The organism is Actinomadura sp. NPDC048021 (assembly GCF_040653135.1).
In the GTDB taxonomy this organism is placed as follows: domain Bacteria; phylum Actinomycetota; class Actinomycetes; order Streptosporangiales; family Streptosporangiaceae; genus Spirillospora; species Spirillospora verrucosospora.
Map to the genome: position 1 here is coordinate 1 of NZ_JBEZJQ010000003.1, position 23,127 is coordinate 23,127.

A 23,127-nucleotide genomic window follows, 5' to 3' on the forward strand; every position below is an offset into this window, starting at 1 on the left:
CGGATCGCCGACCCGCCCGACTTCAACCTGCAGAGCTCGGTCCAGCTCGGCCTGTTCGTGGTCAGCAAGCTCGCCGAGCGCTACAACCTGCAGGTGTCGCTGAAGCGGTCCGCCTACGGCGGCACGACCGCCGTCGTCGTCATCCCCCGGGAACTGATCGTCGAGCAGGGCCCGGCGCCCGTCGAGGCGGGAACCACCACCACGAACGGCCTGGAGGTGCGCCATCCCACTACGGTCAGCGTTACCGCATCGGCTAGGCGTTCCACTACGACGATGTTCCCCCCGGCCGAACCCGCGCTCGTCGCGCCCGAGGCCCCTACGGCGGAACCGTCCGCACCACACGACGACGTCCCCGCGGGATCCGAGACCATCGAGCCGGAGGACCAGTCACCCGTGCTCGACATCTCCACCACACCGTCCGGTCTCCCCGTCCGGGTACCGCAGGCCAACCTGGCCGACCCCCTGCGCACCGACGAGCCCGCCGTCGCCGACGAGCAGGACAAACCCGACGACCCGGGCAGTTCTCCCGAGGAGATTCAGCAGATCATGAACCCATAGCAGCGTGCACCAGGCGATGCAGTTCCTGTCGCATCCACGGACCGCGTCAGGAGTGACGGGGGACACACCAAGGCTACTTCATCCACAAGCCATCCAGCGACTGCACGTCGATGCGCTGGACCGGACCACTCACTCTTGATCCTGGCTTCGTCACTCACTTCGACTACATCTCCGGTTCCGGCCGCATAGCCCGCCAATACTCGTCCCACCACGGGCCAGCCCATCGTCCTGAGCTCCGAGTACGCGGCCTACCGATGGCTTCACCTCGGGGACCTGACCGACTCCGATGTCACTGACGCGACGGCTCGAGCAGTCCGGAACTGGACCACCTCCTGGCCCCGGGCGCCAATGCAGCGCGAACATTTGGCAGGTGCACTCGGACCAATCCAGCCGAGCGCAATGACGCGACCCAGACGACCGACTCCTTTGCTATTCTCACTCTCAGTGATGGTGTATTCGCCGCCAGCGATGCAATCCTCAATGAGGAGTGGGCTAAATCCACTAAAGTATCCGGTGCACCGAATGAACGGCGTCGTTCGAATCGGCCGCATCAGTCATATAGCTTCGAAGGAGGACATCCCGGTCGAATGATGCATCAACCGCCTGCGTGGGCGCTGGACGGCAGCGAATGGCTCACCCTGGAGGGCTTCCTGGAGGCGTTTGGGGAAGCTTGGGTACGTACCGAGTGCCGGTTCCTCAAGCTGGAATGCTGGCAGTCATACCGTGAGGCCGACGGGGTCCGATCGCAGGAGGCCTTCCAAACGGGCGACATCGCGCTGACCCGTCGCCTACTGGAGGAAGAGGCGATTGAGGACCAGCCTCTTCGTGACGAGGTGAGGTCACGGAACCTGGGGTTCACTCGGGTGCGGCTGCTCACCTATCCCCTCAGCGACTACTTGCGCTACGAAATGATCAATTTTGAGGTGCGGAGCCGGCTGGGAGAGCGCATCGAGTTCTTCCTGCCCCCATCTCCCGTGCAGAACTACTTCGACTTCCTGCTGTTCGACTCCCACACCGCCCTCATCCACGACTACGGGTCCGGGCCCATCGGCTACCAGAGCGGTGGCTGGCTCACCCACGCCCGAAAGACGCTGAATTCCCTGGCCGACATCCCCGCCGACTTGCGCGCTCACGGTGAACGGGCGTGGCCGCTGGAAGACAGCCCGGACCGCCCTCGTGCCTAATCTGGCGGTGCCATGCCAGGCAGAACGAGGTGCTCCGGTCCACCAGCCTTGCGATCATCGCGGGGCTCCTTCTGTCATGCTCCCCGAGTCTCGGCTGGCGCTGTAACGGCACGACCTCATAAAGGATAGCCCGCCAATCAGTTACCCAGTGGTGTGAGGCAGGGGCGGGCGATGTGGTTACGGTTGGCGGTATGGGGTCGAACCTGCCCGCTGGGTGCGATCTGGTCGCGTATGGCGGGAACGCCGAGGACGTTGTGCTGATGCGGGCCTTCGGCGACCAGCCTGGTGGGTTCTTCGTGGATGTTGGGGCAGGGAACCCGGTCCACGGGTCGCTGACCAAGAACTTGGTGGATCGGCTTGGATGGCGAGGGGTCAACATTGAGCCGCTGCCCGAGCGCTTCGAGAGGTTGCGGGCTGCCCGGCCGGGTGATGTGACGCTGGACGTGGCGATCGGGGAGCAGCCTGGTCTGGCGAGCTTCTTCCGGATCGTTCCAGGGCCCGGGAAGACTGGTGGCGGTGGCCTCAGCACGCTGGACCCGGATGTGCTGGCGCTGCACTTGGCCGATGGATGGCGGTGCGAGGAGATGCGCGTCGAGGTGACGCGGCTGGAGACGGTGCTGTCGGGTTACGCGGAGCCAGGGTTCGATCTGTTGAAGGTGGATGTCGAGGGGGCTGAGGCGTCCGTGTTGGCCTCGACGGATCTGGCGGCGTGGCGGCCGCGGGCGATCGTGATCGAGGCGACGGTGCCCTTGACCTCGCGTCCCAGCCATCACGAGTGGGAGCCAGGCGTGCTGGCGGCGGGGTATGAGTTGGCGCTGTTCGACGGGCTGAACCGCTTCTATGCACGTGACGACGAGCCTGGGCTCCGTGAGCGGTTGTCGGTGCCGGCCAACGTGCTGGACAACTACATCCCGTATCGATGGGCGGTGCGGCTGGGCCTGGCGGATTAGAGGCTTAGCTCGTCTTCCACTAGTGCCAGTAGGTCCGGATGGTTGTCGCGCAGGTGACGGGCTATCCACTGGCCGTCTGTGTCGGATAGTCCCAGGGCGACGGTGTCGATGAGCCGGCGCAACAGCATGAGCGGAAGCAGAGCGTCCAAGGCCGCGCGATCGAACTCGCCGTAGCCCTCCAGGAGTGGCTCGGTTGACCCGCCGCGTGGAAGGTCCACGGCAAGCGCCCAGGCCAGGTCGAGCATCGGCGGCCCCTGTTCGACGGCGCCAGGGTCCAGGACTCCGGTGAGGGTGTCGCCGTCGAACAGCGCGTTATGGCCAACGGCAATATCCCCGTGGATCGGCGTCACTGGCATCGCTTCGCAGGCGTCGCAGAAGCGTTGGGCGAGAGCAGGGTAGGCGCGAGGGGCAGCGCGGCGTGCCCAGCCGAGCAGGACGCCGAGCGCGCCAGGGTCGTCCAGCCGCAGGCCAGCGGCCGGGCTATGCGAGTGCCACGAGCGCAGCATGCGTCCCAGTGCGCGCTGCTGCTCGAGAGTTGGCTGGTCGCTGTGTGTTCCAGGGAGCCGTTCGAGGACAGCCCACCAGGTGCCGCCAGGGACGGCGCCGTAGTCGAGGAGCCGCGGAGCCGGGATGCCGGTCGCGGTGCGGAGGCGCTCCAAGTGCAGGGCGGTCTCCAGGCGTTCGTGGGCGCGGCGCTGGAGCTTGATGACAGTGCGTTCCCCGTTGATGATCCCGTCGTCGGCATGCTGGATGGGTGGCCCATCGAATGCCGGAGAGGCGGACGCCGACCGCACGCTGCGATCGAGGACATCGTCGGGTAGCCGGTTGGTGGGGATGAACGCCCGTCGGTCAGCCACGTCGAGCGGTGCGCACACACTACGGTGCTGGCGTCGAAGCCGGTCTAGGGGCTCCTTCCAACGCTGTAGGGCGGTTTCGGTGCTGTCCAGCCATCCCAAGGCCGCATCCCCTGGGGCAGAAATGCTGGTCCACAAGCTGGTCACTTGGACCCAGACGGGTAGGCACTCGGGTTGCGCGCCTTGAGAGGACGCGGCGAGTCGCGTGGCAATGGCCGTGGCTTGGTCGATGCGTCCTCCGGCGGCGTACTGCAGTACCCGGATGGCTTCCGCGGGGGTGAGTTCCCCGGTGGCGCCGAGCTCTTCGTACTGGCGGGCTGCGCTTTCCAAGAGGTCTTCGGCCTGCGCATGCTCGCCGCGTAGGGCGTGAGCCATGGAGGCGGCCAGGTCGCACTGGGCCACACCGATCAGCTCCCCGACGGAGGAGTTGAGGTCCCGGGCGCGGGGGACGAGGGCGAGGGTGCGGTCAGGGTCGAACCACATGAGTGCGAGGGCCAGGTGGCGCAGGGCGCGGGCTTCCCACAGCGGCGTTCCCGCCGCCTGGGCGGCTTCCAGCGTGGTCTCGAAGAGAGGGGCGGCGTCGGCGAAGCGGGCGTTGTGGATGTAGGTGTGGCCGAGCATGTCAGCGACACGGATGCGGTCGAGGCCTTCGTCGGTGGCCTTGTCCATCAGCTCGGCGACCTGCCGGTAGTCACCGCGGCGAAGGGCGTTGTCGGCCAAGCCGAACAGAGCGCTCGCGCCGATCAGCGAGCCGTCGGGTGTGATCGCCGACAGGTGACCGATCGCTTCGTTCAGGTGTCCCGCGACGTGGGCGCGGGTGCCCAGTTCCCAGCGGTAGTAGTCGGCGAATGGGTCGGTGGATTCGGGGGTTGCGTGCTCACCGACGAGCCTCTGCATCGCCTGGTAGCGGTCCTCGGCGTTGAGGTCGCCGCGGGTGGTCAGCCGGGCGACGGCGGACAGCCGCGTTAGCTCGGGTGCTGCGTCCGGTGCGGGGAGGGACGCCAGGACCTGCCAGTGGCCGGCGACGCTCAGGCTGTAGGCGAGGTCCCCCAGCACCGGCGGCACTGCGCTGTGCTCGATCGCGGCTCGCAACAGCAGTAAGAACGCGGCGACGGTCCGGCGGCTCCGCTCAGCCAGCGAAGCCGACTCTTCCTCGTCCCAGATCGACAACGCGACCTTCGCGAGGTGGTTGATGGCGCGCTGCAGGTGTTCGCGACGTTCGCTGAGGGTCCATCCATCGGGTGTGTGGGCGTCACAGTCCAGGACACTGCGTCGCAGGTTGTCGTGCAGCCGGTATGCGGGCCACACCGACTCCTCACGCCGGACGAACGGGCGGGAGGTGAAGGCCTCGATCCGCCGGCGGCGGATGCCCGGGAGCATCGCTTGCAGCAGATCGGCATCGAACGCTTCGAGTAGCGCGGCGGCACGCAGGAGGTCACGGTCGGTCTCCGACAGGTCCCTCATCGTCCGCAACACCAGTTCGGGGAACCCGAGTCCGAACACCTCCGGGGGCGGCGCCTGCCCGCGCGCGAGGTACTGCCCGTACAGGCTCGCCGACAGGTCCAGATACAACGGTGAGCCGCCGGATCCGGCGATCATCCGGTTCCGCACCGCCTCGTCGATGGCGGGGCGGTCGTCCACGGTCAGCCGCGTCGTCAGATACTCGTTCGCGGACACCGGGTCGAAGCCGTCCAGCCTGAGCTGGACCGGTCCGGCGAGATCAGGCCAGCGGTGCGCGCCGCCGTAGGTCAGCCCAAGGGCACGGACCGGGTCGTGCCAGCCCAGCGGCAAGCGGCTGGCCGCCAGGAACGCCACGTTCGGCATCAGGTAGACCAACCGCGACACCAGGTCCTCCAGGCCGCCGCGCTCGGACGGCAGCCCTTGGGCGATCTCCAATGTGTCGAGAACACACACCGCGAGTACGGGCCTCTTGGCTCGGGCGCGTTCCAGGTCGGCCGACAGCAGGACGGGCATGTAGCCGAGCATCCGGTCGGGGTCGGGCTCATCCAGGATGGGGTCGAGCGCGGGCAACTCGTTGCGCAGTGACTTCAGCTTGGCCTTATGCGCCACGGTGCGTCCGAGCTTGTCCAAGACCTGGTAGGTGACGCTGATCGCGCCGAACCCACCGAGGAACTGGTCGACGGTCCCGCTCACCTGATCCGCTGCTCGCCGTCCGTCCACCGACCCCTTGCCGAGAAAGGCGGCCAGCGACTCACCCGGATGCTTGCGCTCCCAATAGAGGGCCAGCGCGACGTCGAAAGCCGGCCAGGAACGCGCCAGACCTCCCAGCCCAGCCCGGACGCGCAGTAGCAACGACTCGAAGCTGGAGCTGTCGGGGTCTGCGAAGTCCAGCACGGCGCACGCCCGATTCTTGGGAAGCCCGTCCAACTCTCCCCGAACTGCGAGGTCAGCGACGTGCCGCGTCAGGGTGGATTTGCCGATGCCGCCCTCTCCAGCCACCGCGAGGATGTTGACCGCGGGCCGCTGGAAGTCCATGAGTGCCGGGACGGGCCATTCACGTGCGGAGTGTTCGATCAACCAGCGATGACACCGATCGATCTGCTCCTCCCTGTTGGTGAACACCTCGTTGGTGGCGAACGGAGCCTCAGGCCCGTAGCCGAAGAACTGGTCGATGCTCACCGGAACAGCCGACCACATGGGACCGCTCGATGACAACGCCGTCCGCAGCGTGCCCTGTGTCAGGGGCGTCGTGAGCCAAGCGCTTGCGGGCTGTGGGCTGGCCTCGTGTGCTGGAGTACCCCCGGCCGAGAGCCGCTCGATCATCTTAGAGGTGTGAGAGGCGACAACTTCCAGGTCGTGTCATCGGAGGGTGGGGAGCGACCCAGTGTAATCACGGGGATGATGAAGAACCAGGGGCTGATCGGAAGACTGTACCGACTCTGGGTGATAGACCTGTTGTGTGGCCGGAATGCAGCACCTGTCGATGAGGGTTCCATGGCGAGACCGCCCCTGGGATCAGTTCATCTGTGATGACCCCTTGAGTAACTCGTCCTGTACGTTGCTAGCTGCGATCGGCAGGCGGCGGGACGACGCGTTCGAGGTCACTCACTCGAGCGCTGAGATCGACAACCTCGATCAGGACCGGCTTCCCTGCCTTAGCGAGCGCGCGACATTTATGTCACCCCTGGGATACTCCGTCGTCAAACAGCATCCCTACCGGCATAACAGTGCTCTCCAGGGCAAGCTCTACGACACTCGTGTCACTCTTCCTGGATACGCGTTCGAGGCGGTTCCGTTCCGCTGGATGAACCGCGAGTCCTTCGCGCAGGAGATCGGCCACGATCGGGTCCCCTCCTTCAACCTGGAAGCGGAGGAGGTTGCCAATTTTAAACTGCGCTATACCCCGCCATGGGTGATGGACGGAGAAAACCAACGTGCCATCTTGGAGACATTCTTTGAACCCGTTGCCACGGGCGACTCATTGGTTTTCGCGTATCTGAAGCACTCGCCGCTCCAAGAGCAACGCACCGACCGCCTGCTGGTCGGCGCCGCACGGGTCACGCGCCTCACCCCGCCCACAATGTGGAACCAGTCGGAAGACGCGCCGTTCAGGTCCTCCATGTGGGAGACGACTGTCGAGCACTCACTACGTGCCGACATGACCGACGGGATCTTGCTGCCATACCAGCAACTCATCCCCTTAATGGATGAGGGCACTGAGGTTGACGCGGCACTCGCATGGGCCCCTGAAGGCCGTACTGTCGAGTTCTCATACGTAACCGAGCACCTCTCCGACGATGCCGCGCTTGAGGCGCTGACTTCCCTCCAATCGGCAGCTGACGGCATGCGCGAACTAGGCATCAACGTGCCTGACGCTGGTCGCGACTGGCTGCAGAGTCAGATCGAGCGACTCTGGCAGCTGCGTGGCCCTGTTCCAGGTCTACCGGGCGTGCTCAAGGTAATCGGCGTCCAGCAGCCGTACGTGGCAGCGCGGGCAGTGATCGGAGAGGCTGGAGATGAAACTGACCCATGGGATCTCCTGCAAACGGTCTTCACCGACCCGTCTGGCGCGCCGAACACCATAAAACCGCACATCGGTGCCCTCCAGGCCAGGATTTGGAAGAAGGTGCCGTTCGAGCGCCAGGCCGTCCTGCGGTTGCTCTCCGGCTTCGACATTTCCCCGGCCCAGGTACAAATGCTGCTCGACGGTGAGACCGAGGTCGAAATGGTGGCCGAGGACCTGCTGGAAAACCCGTACCTTGCATCAACATGCACCTACGGCATGCTAGAGCATGTCCCGTTCACGACCGTCGACCGGGCGTTGTTCCCGTCGACACACGTCACCTGGAAACCGCCGGTTCCCGATAAGCTCGAACTGGATAATCATCTCGACCCGCGCCGGATCGAGGCATTGCTGACCGATGTACTCGAACGGCAAGGACGGCAGGGTGACACGGTCGTACCAGAATACGAGGCCATCACGCTGGCAAACGATGTTGCACTTGCCCAGCCGCCTGCCCTGACCAAGACGATCTTGGAAGGCCTCGGTCTGGACCATGATGGAATCAACGAGTGGAGTGAGTGGTCGCCACTGACGACACTTTTGCTCGCTGAAGGCCAACCTGCGTACAAACTCACACGCTTTGAAGAAACCTCTTCCGTCATTCGGGACTGGGTCGAGGCTCAGGAGAGCCGGGTCCCCTTCGGGCCGGTCACGGATGCCAGGACGGCGTTGGACAATGCGTTGGACCAGAACCAGGACGTCACTGGAGAGATCGACGAATTGGAGGACCGGGCCCGCACCGAGAAGGCCGCCGGTCTGTCTGCGCTCCATGAGGCGCCCCTCTCGGTGCTCATTGGGCCGGCAGGAACGGGTAAGACCACGCTGCTACGTGCCTTGGTCGAATATCCCGAAGTTGCCACCGGAAACGTCCTCCTCCTTGCGCCGACAGGTAAGGCGAAGGTTCAACTGGAAACTAAGGTCAAGTTGCCCGCTAGGACGCTTGCGTCCTACCTGAGTAGCACCAAGAGGTACGAAGGGGAGACGGGCCGTTATCTCGTGTGGGGAGACCAGCAGCCACGGCACAACTATGCGCTGGTCGTCATCGACGAAGCATCTATGCTTACCGAAGAGATGCTCGCCGCCACCCTTGATTCCCTTGCTGGGGTCAAGCGACTCATCCTCGTCGGCGACCCGCGCCAGCTGCCGCCGATCGGCGCTGGCCGTCCCTTCGTCGACCTCGTCAACAAGCTCCGGCCTGACAAGTTCAGCAGCTGGGTTCGAGTTGCACCCGGCTACGTCGAACTACAGGTGCCACGGCGCCAACTCGCCGATGGCAGCCACGGTGTACGGCATGACCTCGAACTAGCAGCCTGGTTCGGCGACAACACCCGAGGGGCGGGCGACGAAGCCATTTGGGGAGAGCTGGCCGCCAACCCCGATCTGCCCACCGTGCGATACGTGACCTGGAGCGACCGGACTGCTGTTGAGGTGCTGACTGACGAGCTTGAACACAACCTCTCTCTCGACGGCGACCCCGACCCGATACGAGCCTTCGCGCTTACCTATGGCGGCGTCATCAACGGTCCGTACCTGAACTGGCAGGTCGGCGCGGGTAGGGAAGCCGAAAGATGGCAGATCCTCTCCCCAACCCGATCACGAGCGTTCGGCACGGTAGAGCTGAACCGCCACATCAAACGCACGTATCGGGACAGCGACACCTCGTGGGCACAGAAGAACACCCCGAAGGGCAACATCCCGAGGCCTATCGGACCCGAGCTGATCGTTCGCGGTGACAAGGTCATGCAGACCACCAATAAGAAGCTGTCCGCCTGGCCCAAACCGGGTGCAATGAACTACGTTGCGAATGGCGAGATCGGCGTCGCTATCGCATATGTGACGCCGGCGAAGAAAGTGCCGAAGAATAAGCTTCGCCTCAATGTTGAGTTTTCCTCACAGCCCGGATTCCAGTACTCGTACTGGCCGACGGATTCTGATGACGCGCTACTCGAACTTGCATGGGCGGTCACGGTCCATAAGTCGCAAGGATCAGAGTTCGACACGACGTTCCTCATCCTCCCTGCTCGGACCAACGTCTCTCGCGAGCTCATGTACACCGCTCTCACCAGGCAAAAGGACAAGGTCGTCATCCTGCATGAGGGCACACTCTCCGACCTACGGGAGCTCGCGCAGCCGTGGCGTTCGGAGACCGCTCGGCGGCTTACCGACCTGTTCGACGTTCCACACCCGGTAGAGCTCGAGGTTCGGGGCGAGGGTCGCCGCTTCGACCGGAAGCTGATGCATGTTTCAGCAAGCGGTATCCCGATGGCGTCGAAGAACGAGGTCATCATCGCCGGTCTTCTCGACCGACTTGTTCCTGGTCATTGGCAATACGAAGAGCCCCTGACCGGTTCCGACGGACGCGTCGTCCTCCCTGACTTCACGATCGCGGCCGCCGATGGGCGAACGGTGTACTGGGAGCATGCGGGCATGCTCGACCTACCCGACTATGCCCGGAAGTGGGAGCTCAAAAAAGCCTGGTATGCCGACAACGGCATCCTTCCGCATGACCAAGGCGGCGGACCGAATGGCTCGCTCATGTGGACGGATGATCTAGGCGGCGCTGATGCAAAGGCTTGGTTGACGCTCGCGTCCGAGGTCATTGGAGTGACACCGGCCATGATTCGAGACCCATCGGGAGACCAACAAAGCCAAGCCGGGCGAGCCACCAGGAGGCATGTACGTCGGCGTCCGAGGCAGTAGGAGCCGGAATCGTCGCACGTAACCCCGAGGCCGACTACCGGCCGACACCACGGTCCGCGACTTCCTTCCACCTCTGTACACCGCCTCCTCGGTGTCCGGGCCCGGCTATAGCATCTGAGCACAGGCGGCCGGGTGGGCGGCCGGTGAAGTGGGCGTCGATGAGCGAGGTTGGGGATGCTCGAAGGTCGGTGGACGACGGTCACGGAGTCCCAGTTCGAGCATGAGCGGCGCGGCCTGGAGGCGATTCGGGAGCAGCTGCCGGACGCCGATCCTTGGCGCGCATGGTCGAACTTCACGTTCACCGCCAATACCGGCCACATCCGGGAGGTGGACCTGCTGGTCGTCACCCCCGGTGGCGTCCACATGATCGAGCTGAAGGACTGGCATGGCCGGCTGGCCACCGAGAACGGTACCTGGGTGCAGACAACGCCTACGGGGCGCCGCGTCCCGCACGGCAACCCGCTGCACCTGGTCAACCAGAAGGCCAAGGAGCTCGCCGGGCTGCTGGCCCAGAAGGGCGAACGCGTGTGGGTCGGTGCCGGTGTGTGCTTCACCGACTCCTCGCTGCGGGTCCGGCTGCCGGTGGGTGAGCAGCACAGTGCGCACACCATCGATGAACTCCTGCAGATGCTCCGCCGTCCCCCGAATGACGAGCGACGGCGGATCACCGGCCCCCGTTCCCGGGCGATCAAGGCCGCGCTGGACCGGGTCGGCATTCGCCGCAGCGAGGCGGAGTTCAAGGTGGGCCCGTACCTGCTGGAGCGCAAGGCGTTCGATACGGGCCCGACCTGGGCCGACCACCTGGCCCGGCACAGTGAGCTGCATGAGCCGGCGCGGGTCCGGATCTATCTGAGTGAGCGCGGCGCCGACGCCTCCATACGCCGGTCGGTGGAGAGCGCCGCTCGGCGTGAGGCCGCCGTTCTGCAGCGGTTCCGTCATCCGGGCGTGGTCCAGCTGAAGCAGTACGACCCGTCCGGCCACTCCGCCGGCCCCGCCCTGGTGTTCGACTACGACCCCGACACCCTGCGGCTCGACGATTACCTCCTTCGTTACGGCGACAAGCTTGGCATTCTCGACCGTATGGCCCTGGTCCGGCAGCTCGCCGAGACCGTCCGCTCCGCGCACTCCAGCCGTATTCATCACCGTGCTCTGGCCGCGCGCTCAATCCATGTGGTTCCTCGCCCGCGCCGCCGCAGCGCTGACCCGTCCGCCGACGGGGACGCCCGCTGGCTGTCGCCGTCGCTGCAGATCTCCGACTGGCAGATCGCGACCCAGCGGGCCGGTTCGGCGGGCGCGACCCGCTTTGCGCCGACCCGTCTATCGGCGATCCATCTTTCGGACGGTTCCGACGCCTATCTTGCGCCGGAACTCACGGCGGTCGATCCCGACCCGGTCGCCCTCGACGTCTACGGGCTCGGCGTCCTGACGTACCTGCTGGCGACCGGCAAGCCTCCCGGCACGTCGCAGACCGAGGTGCTGGTGCGGCTGGAGGAGGGCGGGGGGCTGCGCCCGAGTGCGGTCGTCGACGGCCTGTCGGCGGACGTCGACGAGCTGGTTCAGGCGGCCACCGCCTTCCAGCCGGAGCGGCGGCTCGCGACGGTCGATGAGTTCCTCGAGATGCTGGAGTGCGTCGAGGACGCGCTGACCGCCCCGGCTGCAACCGATCCCGGCCCGGCGCCCGCTCCGGAGCAGGAGGAGAAGGACCCGCTGGAGGCCGCCCCCGGCGATGTGCTGGCGGGCCGCTGGGAGGTGCGGCGGCGGCTGGGAACCGGCTCGACGAGCCGCGCCTTCCTGGTACGCGACCTGCGAGCCGATCGGGCGGGCAACGGCCGGAGGCCGGCCGTGCTCAAGGTCGCCCTGTCGGATGCGCGCGCCGCGGTCCTGGTCCGCGAGGCGGAGGTCATGCGGCGGCTGCGCGCCGACTCCCGGGTGATCCGCCTGGTCGAGCCCGAGCCGCTGGTCATCGGCGGGCGCACCGTGCTGGCCTTGGAGTACGTCGGCGACGAACGCTTCACCGACGACCAGCCCGGCACGAGCACGACCCGGCACCGTCATGAGACCGTTGCCCGCGAGCTGCGCGAACGCGGACGCCTCCAGATCGACCAGCTGGAGGCCTACGGCGACTACCTGTTCGGCGCGGTCGACTTCCTGGAGGGCGAGGGCGTCTGGCACCGCGACATCAAGCCCGACAACATCGCGATCCGGATCCGCCCCAACCGCACCCGCGAACTCGTCCTGATCGACTTCTCGCTGGCTGGCTACCCCGTGCAGGAGACCGACGCGGGCACCGACGGCTTCCTGGACCCGTTCATCGGCGGCCTGACCCGTTCGGTGTACGACGCGCACGCCGAGCGGTACGCGGTCGCCGTCACCTTGCATCAGATGGCGTCGGGTGAGCTGCCCAAGTGGGGCGATGGCAAGGTGTCGCCGCGGCAGCTCGACCCGCAGGAGTGGCCCTACCCGACCATCGCGGCCGACGCGTTCGACCCGGCGATCCGCGATGCCCTGGTCGTGTTCTTTCGCAGGGCCCTGAACCGGGACGCCGACCAGCGGTTCCCCGAGCTCAAGCCGATGCGGGACGCCTGGAAGAAAATCTTCCTCGATCTGGCCGAAGCGGCCCCGTCTACCGGCCCGGGGAGCCGTCACCCTGCCTCCGTCGCCGGCGGCGGGGCTGGGGAGGGCGGCATCGCGAACGCTGAGCCGGAGACGGCGCAGCAGCAGCGCGACCGGGCCGCTGCGCAGGCCACCCGCGAGACGCACCTGTCGGCAGCCGGTCTCACGCCTGCCGCCCTGTCCTTCCTGTACGGCCTCGATGTCACGACCGTGGGCGAGCTGCTGGAGTACAGCCGCCGCAACCTCGTCAACGGCCCCGGCCTGGGGCCTAAGACCCGCACGGAGATCCAGGGGCGGCAGCGGGAGTGGGCCGAACGCCTCGGCCGGGCGCTGCGCTCCCCGCTGACGCCCGAGGGGCGCAAAGTCGCGGCGGGGGAGCTGAAGGATCTCAGCGAGGCCGAGGCTTCGCTGGTCGATTCCGCGGCGACGAGTGAGGAGGCCGGGACGCTCGCGGGGCGCGTGCTGCGCGCCGCCAGCCTCGACGCGCTGGCGACCCTTCTGGTGCCGAAGCTCAAGCCGGACGGTTCCAACCGCAACGAGGTCGAGATCGTGCGGCTGCTGCTGCGGCTGCCAGACGAGACCGGCGCGCTGCCCGACGTTCCGGTGTGGCCGACGCAGGCGAAGGTGGCCGACCCGCTGGGCATCTCCCGGGGTCGCGTCCCGCAGGTGCTGAAGGAGCAGCGCAAGCGCTGGCGGCGGCTGGCGGCGGTGAAGGAGCTGCGCGAGGAGATCTTGGAGCTGCTGGCCGAGTTCGGCCGGGTCGCGTCCGCGGCGGAGATCGCCGAGGTGCTCACCGTCCGCCGCGGCACCGCGTTCCGGCATCCTGAGCTGCGGCGCGCGATGGGGCTCGCCGCGGTCCGCGCCGTGGTGGAGGCCGAGCAGTACGTCCCGGAGGAGAGCGCCTTCCGCCACACCCCGAACCGCGACGACGGCGGCGACGCAGCGGGCGGCGGTCTGCTGGCATTGGAGGTCGGCGAGGACGACGGACCCGACACCCCCTCCGCGCCCGGTCTGCACGACTACGCCGTACGTCTCGGGAGGGTTGCCGACCGGCTCGCGCAGTTGGACACGCTGCCGACGGCCGCGACAGTCCTCGACGAGCTCGGCGCGATCGGCCCGCCACCCGGCACGATCGACTGGGACGAGCGCCGCACGGTCGAGCTCGCGGTCGCCGCAGCGAAGAACGCCGCCGTCACCCCCCGACTGGAGATCTACCCGCGCGACCTGCCCCTGGTTCGGGCGCTACGGCTCACCCAGGCGGGCCTGGTCCGGCTGATCCCCGGCGTCCCGGAGGAAAACCAACCCGGCCTGACCGCCGAGGAGGTCCACGAGCGGGTGCTGACCCGGTTCCCACGCTTTGACGACACTGGCGACCGGCTGCCCACCGGCGGCGCGCTGACCGGCGCCCTGCGCGAGGCCGGTTTCGACCTCACCCTGTCCGAACGCAAGGACACCCGCACCCTGCGGTACCTGCCCGCCAAGCTGGACATCGTCTCCAGCTACATCACCACGCGGGCCGGCCGCCGCAGCACCCGCAAGGGCGGCGCGACGCGGTACGCCGGCGATCCGCTGATGGCCGCCGCCGCCGAGGCGGAGGAGCGGCTGGAGTCGTCGGTGCACCGCGACGGTTTCCGGTTGCTGACCGTCCGATCGGGCCTGACCGAGCAGGCGGTGGCGGAGCTGTCGGGCGCCCGGTTCGGCGCCGAGCCGCTGTCGGTGACGACCCTGTTCCTGCGCGTCCTGCACGAACTAGTCCCGCCCGACACCAAGCCGACGTGGGAGACGATCCTGCGCGCCGACGTCGCCAAACCTGGCAGCAAGGCGGCGCGGAAGTTCGAGGAGTACACGCGCACCGCGTGGGGCCGCGTGGAGCCGGTGATCCGCGAGCTAATGGCGCCGGGCGCCGGCCCGCTGCTGCTGACCGACACCACGGTGTTCGCCCGCTACCAGGCCATGGGTGTCCTCACCTCACTGTCGGCGACGGCCCGCAGGGGCGGACGCGGCCTGTGGCTGCTGTGCCCGCAGGCCGACCCGTTCCGCGAACCCCGCCTTGCCACTACCGCCGTCCCCTATCAAGATGCACTCGGCGAATGGATTAAACTTCCCGACTCCTGGGTCACCAACCTGCACCGCGCGGCCTGACCCACGCGGCCCGCCCGCCGAGCGACGAGCCCCCGACCCGCAACAGATCAAGGGCCCTGGACGGACGTCCGCAACTCGCACACTGAGACGTCCTTCGAATGATGCATCAACCGCCCGCGTGGGCGTTGGACGGCAGCGAGCGTCTCACCCTTGAGGGCTTCCTGGAGTCCTTCGGTGCGGCCTGGGCACGCACCGAGCGGCGCTTCCTCAAGCTGGAGTGCCGACAGTCCTACCGCGAGGCCGACGGCGTCCGGTCGCAGGAGGCGTTCCAGCCGGGCGACACCGAGCTGGCCCGCCGCCTGCTGGAGGAGGAGGCGATGGGAGACCAGCCTCTTCGTGACGACGTGAGGGCGCGGAACCTGGAGTTCACCCGGGTACGGCTGCTCTCCTATCCACTGACCGACTACCTGCACTACGAGTTGATCAACTATGAGGTGCGCGGCCCGCTGGGCGAGCACATCGAGTTCCTCGTGCCGCCGTCTCCCGTGGAGGGCTACTTCGACTTCCTGCTGTTCGACTCCCACACCGCCCTCATCCACGACTACGTGCCCGGCCCCGTCGGTCACCAGTCGGGCGGCTGGCTCACCCGTCATCCGAAGACGCTGCACGCCCTGGCGAACATCGCCACCGACCTGCGCGCCCGCGGCGAGCGGGTACAGCCCCTGAAAGGCATTTCTGACACATCCCGCACCTGATTCGGCGGTGCCATGACAGGCCGCATAAGGCGGGCCCCGCCCATAAGTCTCGCGATCATCGCGGGGCACGTCGTCGTGGTCCTCTGCGTCCTCGTCCCGGTTCTCCTGCTACTCCGGCAGGACGAGCTGGCGCACTGGTCGGACAGCGGGCAGGCGATCAGCCCGGTCGCGGTCTTCTTCTCCGGCGCCGCGTTCCTTGGCATCACCGCCGCGCTCTTGATGGAGGGTCGCGAACTGCGGAACCAGCGTGAAGAGCTGAGGATCGCTCACGAGGAGCAGGCACGCGGCAGCGAACTCGCGCTGCGCGAGCTGCACAGCGATCTAATCAAGATGGCCATCGAGGACAGTGAGCTGGCCGCCCCTGCGCCCGGGGAGCAGACGACCCGCAAGGACCACTACTGCAACCTGATCCTCAACCTCCGAAGGTCGCCTACGAGACCCGCACGATCGAACTCCCCGAACTCCGCAACGCCCTGCGCTTCCTCATGACGAGCCCGGACATGCGCGCCTTCTGGTCCCGAAGCTGCCCGTTCCGCATCTCAATCACGACGGCGACGGTGCCGAGGACACCTTCACGGCCGAGGTCGACGCGGCGTACACCGACACCCTCACGCCGTAGGGCGGACGGACAGGCAAGGTGGGAGACGCTCCCGTGCGCCGGGACCTCCGAACCGACAGCAGGGCGGCGCGGAATTTTGCGAGTACGCGCGCACCGCCCGGGGCCGCCTGGAGCCGGGGATACGCGAGAGGATGCCGCCGGGATCAGCGTAGGCGTTGCATCTGAGCGAGCAACCGTGCCTGTTCGCGCTTCAGCGACTCGAAAGAGTCCCGGAGGTAGGCGTCCAACTCTGTACGTGGAAAGTTTCCAGCGATCGAGACATGATCAGCGAACTGGACAGAGTCGAACCCGTCGTCCTGCCATCGGGCGATGATCGGCTCATAGCAGGCCACATGCGCGCACAACTCCTTGAGGGGCTCGGGAATGGTCTCCTCACGCAATAGGTCGGCACGGGAAACGATCGTTTCTACCATGCGCCGGTTGAGTGGCATGAAGACCGTTGACATCCACAAACGCCAGGTGGCGGCTTGCTCCGCGGTAACCAGAGCCGATGCAGCCCACACGTTCCCACCCCCGGCGACGAACTTGCGCCAGGCCCGGTCCACCGCCTCGGCTTGCGCATACAGCGGACCGTAGAGCTCACTGAGCTGGCGGTTGACCCGGTCCAGACGATCCTTGCGGCGCGCCAGACGGAGATTCGTCAGGTAGGTCGCCGCGTAACCGGTGGCCGCCACGAACACCGTGACCAGCAAAGGCACCACAACGCTCAGTTGCATGAGCCCCGACGCTACACATGGCTGAACAACCGTGCACGCTGAATCCACGCCATGATCCGGCCATCGCCGCGGCTCCTCATCACGCTCGCACAAAGAGAGGGCACGCCATGTGTCCAGTCCCGCCCCGCGCGATTTCCAAGGACGACTTGGTCTGCCGCCGGTCAGGTGCCGGCGCAGGGCCAGGGGCGTGCGGCAATCCGCGCGGCCGAGGGTGAACGCGTCAAGGCCCCAGACGGCCGATGATCTCCCCCTACGACCGATCGCGAGGGAGCCTCGGTAGGCCGCAGGGCGCCCGTTCCGCGACCCCCTCGCCGCCACGGCCATCCCCTGCCAAGAAGCACTTGGTGAATGGACCAAGCCGCTTGACTCCTGAGTGAACCTGCGCCGCGCGGCCTGACCCCGGCCGCCTACCGAGCGACGAGCCCCCGACCCGCACCAGGTCGAGGGCTCGCAACACCGGAGGTACGAGTCAGGGCAGGTCGTGCTTGCCGCGCTTCACACGCCGGGCGAACGCATGCCAGTCGGCGGCGCCCAACACCAGGTGAGGGGCCTCGGGGGCCTTGGAGTCGCGCACGCCGATCTCTCCGGGGAGCTGCGCGATCTCCACGCAGTCACTCGTTCCGGCGTCGCTTCCGCTGTGGCTGGACTTACGCCAGACGGGAGTCATCAGAACCCTTCCATCACTTGCTGGATCAACTCGGCGGATGCGTCCACCGGAAGTGCCCGATCACTGATGCGGTCAAAGTTCGCTCGGTACGAGCGTACATCCGTAACATCCACGACAAGCCGCCCGCCGAAGCTCGCTTCGACGTACACCGAGTCACTGCCGTCCACAGTCATGATCTTGAAGGAGCCGTCCCGCCCCACGTGGGCGCCCACCCGCCGAGGGACGATCCGCACGGAGATATTCGGTTGCGCTCCCAGCTCCAGGAGCCGGGCGAGTTGGCCGCGCATGACCTCTGGCCCACCGACAGGTTGCCTGATGACTCCCTCATCAAGCATGACCCAGAGATTCGGTAGGGGATCCTGGAGCAGGCTCTCCTGACGATTCATCCTGACCGCCACACGTGCGTCAACGTCCCGGAACCCACCTCCGATCACGGCTTCCCGCGCGTACGCCTCGGTTTGGAAGAGCCCAGGAATCCAAGCGAGTTCCCAGATGCGCAGCTCAGAGGAACGAACCTCCATCTCGAAGTGCGCCTTGAACCACTCCGGGTCGTGACCCGCCTTGGCGAAGAGCACCAGGACCCGGAAGAGACCTGCCGTGTCCCACTCTCGGTCCAGAACCCGTGCGTGCTTCTCCAGAAGTCTTACCTGGCCAGACTCAAGCCGCGAAACACTCGATCGATCAAGATCAAGTAGTAACCCCAGGGCACTACCGGACATCTTCCGCTCTTCTCGGTGTCTACGCAGCTGAACAGCTATGAGATCCCAGAGTGACCCTTCGGGGTTGAGTGACTCTCTGACTCTCATCAGTGACTCCTCGTTGTTGTATCTGCTGTACGAACCTTCCCAAAGTAACTCGGAGCGTGGATGCTCGTCTCACGAACGAGCAACCCGAAGGGTCGAAAATGGACACTCAGACCTCCTCTGAAGACCGTGACCTCGCCCAGTTGCGCCGTGACTTCACGGGACACCGGATCTGGCGGGCGGTTCGCTGGGACGGGCGGCTGGGCGACTGGGTGGCCAGCCTTCACGACCCCGCCGCCGGGATCGACCCCACGGTGATCTGCTCGACCCCCGAAGAGCTCCGCGCCGCCTTGCGCAGCGAAGCCGAACGGGCCGCCGCGCGCAGGGGGCTCCGGTGATGGAACGGCCGCAACACAACGCGGGCCGGCCACCGGAGGGGACCGCGTCCCCCAACGCGGTCCCATGGGGGGAGGTGAGAGCGCCGCGGCCGGTGAGTCACCCCTCGGGCACACCGTCCGCGCCGCTCCACCGCCCGCCCCAGTCCCCGTCCGAGCAGACGCGCCAGACCACCACCGCCCACATCGAAGAGTGCTTCCCTGGTGTCCGCTGCTGGTGGGGGCTCCACACCCACCGCTGGTGGGCCTACGGCCCGGCCCCGCAAGGCGACCGCTTGCTGGAGGCCGCCACGCCGAACGCCTTATTCGCGCAGGTCACGAGGACCGCGCAGAGACCGGGAGAGGGATCGTGGGCGACAAGCCGGTGACCCGCTGGTCCCGCTCGGTCCCGCTCGATCTCTGCGGCGGCCTCGTGGAAGAGGCGATCCGCGGGACCCTCAACAGCCGCTTCTTCAAGGGCACCGTCGAGGAGATCCAGCACACCTCCCGCCGCAAGGTCGAGGAACTGTGGACCAAGCTGGAGCAGGTTGACGACACCACCTGGCCTCTTCAGGACTAACGTCCTCACTGCTATCACCCGGTTCTGGTGCTGGCCGCCACTACCCTGTGCTCTGGTAACCCCCGGAGTTCACAGCTGATCGGACGGCCAACGTGATCGACCGCAAGGCCCTGCTGATCGACCTGAAGAAGCAAGTTCAGGCGCTTGAGAAGGACTTGTCGCACCAGGTCGAGGAGCTTCCCGAGACCAAGGTCCGTCTTCGAGCTGAGTACGACCAAGCCTTCAAGCTCGGCCGGACAGCGGCCACGTGGAACTCCTGGCGAGACGAGCGCATCACCCAGGTTGCAGTGGCCTGGGTGCTCGGTACGGTCTTCGTCCGCTTCTGCGAGGACAACCGCCTAATCCCCGAGCCCTACCTGGCCGCTCCGGAGGCCGACCGTCACGATCTTGCCCGCGTCCGCTACGAGGCGTACGTCGAGGCGGACGACGACCCGACTTACCGTGGCTGGTTGGAGCGTGCCTTCGCGGAACTCGGCAAGGGCCAGGCCGGCAAGCTGCTATTCGACCCGGCGCACAACCCGCTGTACCAGATCCCGATCAGCCACGACGCCGCAGGCGCCCTCATCAACTTCTGGAAGGCCCGTGACGAGGAGGGCACCCTCGTCCACGACTTCACCGACCCCCTGAGCCACGATGGCACCAAGGGTTGGGACACCCGCTTCCTCGGCGACCTGTACCAGGACCTCTCTGAGGCAGCACGAGAACGGTACGCACTCCTCCAGACGCCCGAGTTCGTCGAGGAGTTCATCCTCGATCGCACTATGGACCGTGCGATCCGTGAATTCGGCTACGAAGAATTCAAGATGATCGACCCCACCTGCGGCTCGGGACACTTCGTCTTGGGCGCCTTCCGCCGCCTAGTCCGCCTGTGGAACGACCGTCAGCCGGGACGCGACCTCTCAGAGCGCGTCCACGCAGCTCTCAACTCCGTGCACGGCGTGGATATCAATCCGTTCGCCATCGCTATCGCTCGCTTTCGCCTATTGGTAGCCGCGATGGCCGCCGCCAACATCCGTTCTTTGGCCGAAGCTGCCAAGCATGAATGGCCCATGCATTTGGCCATCGGCGACTCTCTAATCAAAACTCGCCAGCTCGAATTCTCTCTTTTTGATAAGCAGACCGGCGACCCGCTTGCCGAGTTCTCTTATGCAACCGAAGATATTCACGAGTTTTCATCAATACTCGAACCTGGTCGCTATCATGCCGTCGTTGGCAACCCTCCATACATTACCGTCAAAGACAAGAATCTCAACAACGTATACCGGGAACTATATGACGCCTGTGCAGGAACATACGCTCTCTCCGTCCCCTTTGTTCAACGCTTTTTTGAGTTGGTCAAACGGGGCACGTCAGACGGAAAGCGATACGGCATCGTTGGTCAAATTACATCAAATTCTTTTCTAAAGCGAGAGTTTGGAATTAAGCTAATTGAGGACTTCTTCTCCCAGAGAGTTGAACTGTCTGAGGTTATCGACTCCTCTGGAGCCTATATTCCCGGCCACGGGACTCCAACAGTTATTATCGTGGGCACGCGACGCTCGATATCTAATCGATCAAGCACAGTACGGACAGTTCGTGGTATTCAAGGAGAGCCTGCCGAACCAGGTGATGGCGAGGTCGGCCTGGTCTGGGCTGCAATCACTAATCAGATCGATAACCCAGGTTCCACAAGCCCGTGGGTGTCTTGTGAAGATCTTGATCGGGAGCGCTACTTCGCCAAACAACCATGGATTCTGACTGATGGCGGTCTGGAAATGATCGAGCACATAGAGAATAAAAGCACGAAGACCATTGGGAGCATCTCCGCAAGCATCGGTCGGACGACAAATAGCGGAGCAGATGACGCTTTCCTTGTGCCAGATTTTGCAACCGCACGCCGCCTTGGATTCCCGTCAAGATTTCGCAGCCTAGTTGTTGGTGAAGTTGTTCGCGACTACACAATCGGCGACACCGCAAAGATTGCAAACCCTTACACGGACGATTCCAACCGAGACCCCTTGTCGGAAAATGATCCGCTTGTAAGTAAATTCTTGTGGGGGGCGCGTACACTACTTGCGCGCCGCACCCTCTTCGGCAAAAAAATTACTGAGCGCCATCCCTGGTATGTTCACCTGGAAAACTATTACCAGAAGCTCGAGGATAAGAATTCGATATCATTTGCAGAGGTCAGCACTGGAAATCATTTTACCTTTGATCAAAATGGGTACGCCTTTAAGCAGACGGCACCCGCAATCAAACTGCATGAAAAGGCGCGTGAGAGTGATTACCGGCAGCTCACGGGCCTGCTTAATAGTTCAACTGCATGTCTCTGGCTGAAATTGGTGTGTCACGATAAAGGGAATCGAGGAGGTGAACGTTCTACCGGGCGATACGCCTGGGAGCGCTTCTATCAGTTCAGTGGGACAAGAGTGGAACAATTCCCTCTCCCAAGTGAATATCCAACTTCTCTTTCCGCGGCGCTAGATGGCCTCGCGCAGACGCTCTCGTCGGTCACACCATCTGCCATCACGGTCTCCTCCTCTCCAACTACCTCAGCCTTGCAAGAGGCAAGGAAGAGTTGGGAGTCCATCCGTGCGCAGATGATCTCTCTCCAAGAGGAGCTGGACTGGCAGGTCTACTCGATCTACGACCTCCACCCGGAGGACCTTCGCGCTCCTGAGGAGGACGTCCCTGAACTCTCCCTCGGTGAGCGGGCCTTCGAGATCGTGCTCGCCCGTCGAGTTGCCAAGGGCGAGGCGTCCGACGAGTGGTTCAGGCGGCACAGGTCCACGCCGATCACCGAGATCCCGTCGCACTGGCCGGAGTCCTACAGGCGGGTCGTGCAGAAGCGGATCGACGCGATCGAAACGTCCCGTGCCATTGGGATGATCGAGCGCCCCGAGTACAAGCGGCGGTGGGCCACCGAGGGGTGGGACGCGCTTCAGGAGAAGGCGCTGCGGTCCTGGCTGCTCGACCGGATCGAGAAGCGGGAGCACTGGTTCGACGCGAACGACATGCCGGTCCTGGTCTCGCTCTCGCGGCTGATCAGCGTCCTCTCCCAGGACGAGGATTTCGTGTCCGTGGTGGGCATCTACCGTCCTCGGGAGGAACTTTCCAAGGTCGTCGCCGACCTCATGGCCGACGAGCACGTCCCCTTCCTCGCCCCGCTCCGCTACAAGCCGTCCGGGCTCAGGAAGCGGGCCGACTGGGAGCACGTCTGGGACCTTCAGCGGCAGGAGGACGCCGCGCCTGACGAGATCGCCAAGCGGAAGATCCGGGACACCATCCCCACCCCGCCCAAGTACACCTCGGCCGATTTCCTCAAGCCGTCGTATTGGCGGGCGCGCGGCAAGCTCGACGTGCCGAAGGAGCGGTTCATCTCCTATCCCACGGCGCTCGGCGCCCAGCCGCAGCTCTTCGGCTGGGGCGGGTGGGACCACCGGGAGCAGGCGCAGGCGCTCGCGACCTACTTCACCGGTCACTCCCTGACGCGGGAGGAGATCGTGCCGTTCCTCGCGGGCCTGCTGGAGCTCCAGCCATGGCTGAACCAGTGGCACGATGAGCTCCATCCGCTGTACGGCGGTTCCCCCGCCGCGTTCTTCGACGGCTACCGGAAGCAGATCCAGGGTGAGCATGGTCTAACCGACGAGGAAGTGCGGACCTGGCGTCCGGCACCCTCGACGCGGGGACGCAAGACCAAGAAGTGACGGGACGGCGGAAAGCGTAGGG

13 protein-coding genes and 1 pseudogene are annotated in these 23,127 nt (G+C 65.6%); 10 read left to right on the forward strand and 4 right to left on the reverse strand.

The genetic code is table 11. The annotated features are described in order from the left end of the window. From AB0C87_RS05960 to AB0C87_RS05970, 3 genes and pseudogenes are all read left to right on the forward strand, one after another. Positions 1–558 (forward strand): annotated as a pseudogene (locus AB0C87_RS05960) (histidine kinase); the annotation flags it as partial. 587 nt (positions 559–1,145) lie between these two features. Then, entirely contained in the window at positions 1,146–1,742 is a 597-nt protein-coding gene (locus tag AB0C87_RS05965) for a DUF6879 family protein (RefSeq protein WP_360576678.1), read from the forward strand. Between the two features lie 191 nt (positions 1,743–1,933). Continuing rightward, positions 1,934–2,692 (forward strand): FkbM family methyltransferase, encoded by a 759-nt coding sequence (locus tag AB0C87_RS05970; RefSeq protein WP_360576679.1) that lies wholly within the window; start codon positions 1,934–1,936, stop codon positions 2,690–2,692. On the opposite strand, the gene AB0C87_RS05975 is transcribed toward AB0C87_RS05970, so the two are convergent. Next, positions 2,689–6,186 (reverse strand): aminoglycoside phosphotransferase family protein, encoded by a 3,498-nt coding sequence (locus AB0C87_RS05975; protein ID WP_360576680.1) that lies wholly within the window; start codon positions 6,184–6,186, stop codon positions 2,689–2,691. The genes AB0C87_RS05970 and AB0C87_RS05975 overlap by 4 nt on opposite strands. 289 nt (positions 6,187–6,475) lie before the next feature. Between AB0C87_RS05975 and AB0C87_RS05980 the strand changes: the two genes are divergently transcribed. The 4 genes from AB0C87_RS05980 to AB0C87_RS05995 all read left to right on the forward strand — a co-directional run bounded on the left by AB0C87_RS05980 (position 6,476) and on the right by AB0C87_RS05995 (position 16,209). Next, positions 6,476–10,270 (forward strand): AAA family ATPase, encoded by a 3,795-nt coding sequence (locus tag AB0C87_RS05980; protein ID WP_360576893.1) that lies wholly within the window; start codon positions 6,476–6,478, stop codon positions 10,268–10,270. Positions 10,271–10,444: 174 nt separating this feature from the next. After that, positions 10,445–15,025 (forward strand): BREX system serine/threonine kinase PglW, encoded by a 4,581-nt coding sequence (pglW, locus tag AB0C87_RS05985; protein WP_360576681.1) that lies wholly within the window; start codon positions 10,445–10,447, stop codon positions 15,023–15,025. A 98-nt stretch (positions 15,026–15,123) separates the two neighbouring features. Continuing rightward, the gene (locus AB0C87_RS05990) at positions 15,124–15,720 is read left to right on the forward strand and encodes a DUF6879 family protein (RefSeq protein WP_360576682.1); all 597 of its coding nucleotides are present in this window, start codon (positions 15,124–15,126) and stop codon (positions 15,718–15,720) included. A gap of 12 nt (positions 15,721–15,732) precedes the next feature. After that, the gene (locus AB0C87_RS05995; RefSeq protein ID WP_360576683.1) at positions 15,733–16,209 is read left to right on the forward strand and encodes a DUF6082 family protein; all 477 of its coding nucleotides are present in this window, start codon (positions 15,733–15,735) and stop codon (positions 16,207–16,209) included. A gap of 273 nt (positions 16,210–16,482) precedes the next feature. Here AB0C87_RS05995 and AB0C87_RS06000 read toward each other — a convergent pair whose 3' ends face one another. The 3 genes from AB0C87_RS06000 to AB0C87_RS06010 all read right to left on the reverse strand — a co-directional run bounded on the left by AB0C87_RS06000 (position 16,483) and on the right by AB0C87_RS06010 (position 18,528). Next, positions 16,483–17,055, reverse strand: coding sequence for a hypothetical protein (locus tag AB0C87_RS06000; protein WP_360576684.1), 573 nt, complete (start codon positions 17,053–17,055; stop codon positions 16,483–16,485). Between the two features lie 469 nt (positions 17,056–17,524). Then, positions 17,525–17,722, reverse strand: a complete 198-nt coding sequence (locus tag AB0C87_RS06005; RefSeq protein WP_360576685.1) for a DUF397 domain-containing protein — start codon at positions 17,720–17,722, stop codon at positions 17,525–17,527. Beyond that, positions 17,722–18,528 (reverse strand): helix-turn-helix transcriptional regulator, encoded by an 807-nt coding sequence (locus AB0C87_RS06010; RefSeq protein ID WP_360576686.1) that lies wholly within the window; start codon positions 18,526–18,528, stop codon positions 17,722–17,724. The genes AB0C87_RS06005 and AB0C87_RS06010 overlap by 1 nt, the downstream gene beginning before the upstream one ends. 98 nt (positions 18,529–18,626) lie before the next feature. Between AB0C87_RS06010 and AB0C87_RS06015 the strand changes: the two genes are divergently transcribed. The 3 genes from AB0C87_RS06015 to pglX all read left to right on the forward strand — a co-directional run bounded on the left by AB0C87_RS06015 (position 18,627) and on the right by pglX (position 23,105). Beyond that, positions 18,627–18,863: a hypothetical protein gene (locus AB0C87_RS06015; RefSeq protein ID WP_360576687.1), complete on the forward strand. Its 237-nt coding sequence runs from the start codon at positions 18,627–18,629 to the stop codon at positions 18,861–18,863. A gap of 346 nt (positions 18,864–19,209) precedes the next feature. Beyond that, a complete protein-coding gene (locus tag AB0C87_RS06020; RefSeq protein WP_360576688.1) occupies positions 19,210–19,419 on the forward strand; it encodes a hypothetical protein in 210 nt (69 codons plus the stop codon). 92 nt (positions 19,420–19,511) lie between these two features. Beyond that, positions 19,512–23,105, forward strand: a complete 3,594-nt coding sequence (gene pglX / locus AB0C87_RS06025) for a BREX-2 system adenine-specific DNA-methyltransferase PglX (protein ID WP_360576689.1) — start codon at positions 19,512–19,514, stop codon at positions 23,103–23,105. The last annotated feature ends 22 nt before the right edge of the window (positions 23,106–23,127 follow it).

Bases quoted from the DNA above. Each gene is read 5' to 3' on its own strand.
- AB0C87_RS05965 (WP_360576678.1), top strand. From the start codon at position 1,146: ATGATGCATCAACCGCCTGCGTGGGCGCTGGACGGCAGCGAATGGCTC.
- AB0C87_RS05970 (WP_360576679.1), top strand. From the start codon at position 1,934: ATGGGGTCGAACCTGCCCGCTGGGTGCGATCTGGTCGCGTATGGCGGG.
- AB0C87_RS05980 (WP_360576893.1), top strand. From the start codon at position 6,476: ATGCAGCACCTGTCGATGAGGGTTCCATGGCGAGACCGCCCCTGGGAT.
- pglW (WP_360576681.1), top strand. From the start codon at position 10,445: ATGCTCGAAGGTCGGTGGACGACGGTCACGGAGTCCCAGTTCGAGCAT.
- AB0C87_RS05990 (WP_360576682.1), top strand. From the start codon at position 15,124: ATGATGCATCAACCGCCCGCGTGGGCGTTGGACGGCAGCGAGCGTCTC.
- AB0C87_RS05995 (WP_360576683.1), top strand. From the start codon at position 15,733: ATGACAGGCCGCATAAGGCGGGCCCCGCCCATAAGTCTCGCGATCATC.
- AB0C87_RS06000 (WP_360576684.1), bottom strand. From the start codon at position 17,055: ATGCAACTGAGCGTTGTGGTGCCTTTGCTGGTCACGGTGTTCGTGGCG.
- AB0C87_RS06005 (WP_360576685.1), bottom strand. From the start codon at position 17,722: ATGACTCCCGTCTGGCGTAAGTCCAGCCACAGCGGAAGCGACGCCGGA.
- AB0C87_RS06010 (WP_360576686.1), bottom strand. From the start codon at position 18,528: ATGAGAGTCAGAGAGTCACTCAACCCCGAAGGGTCACTCTGGGATCTC.
- AB0C87_RS06015 (WP_360576687.1), top strand. From the start codon at position 18,627: ATGGACACTCAGACCTCCTCTGAAGACCGTGACCTCGCCCAGTTGCGC.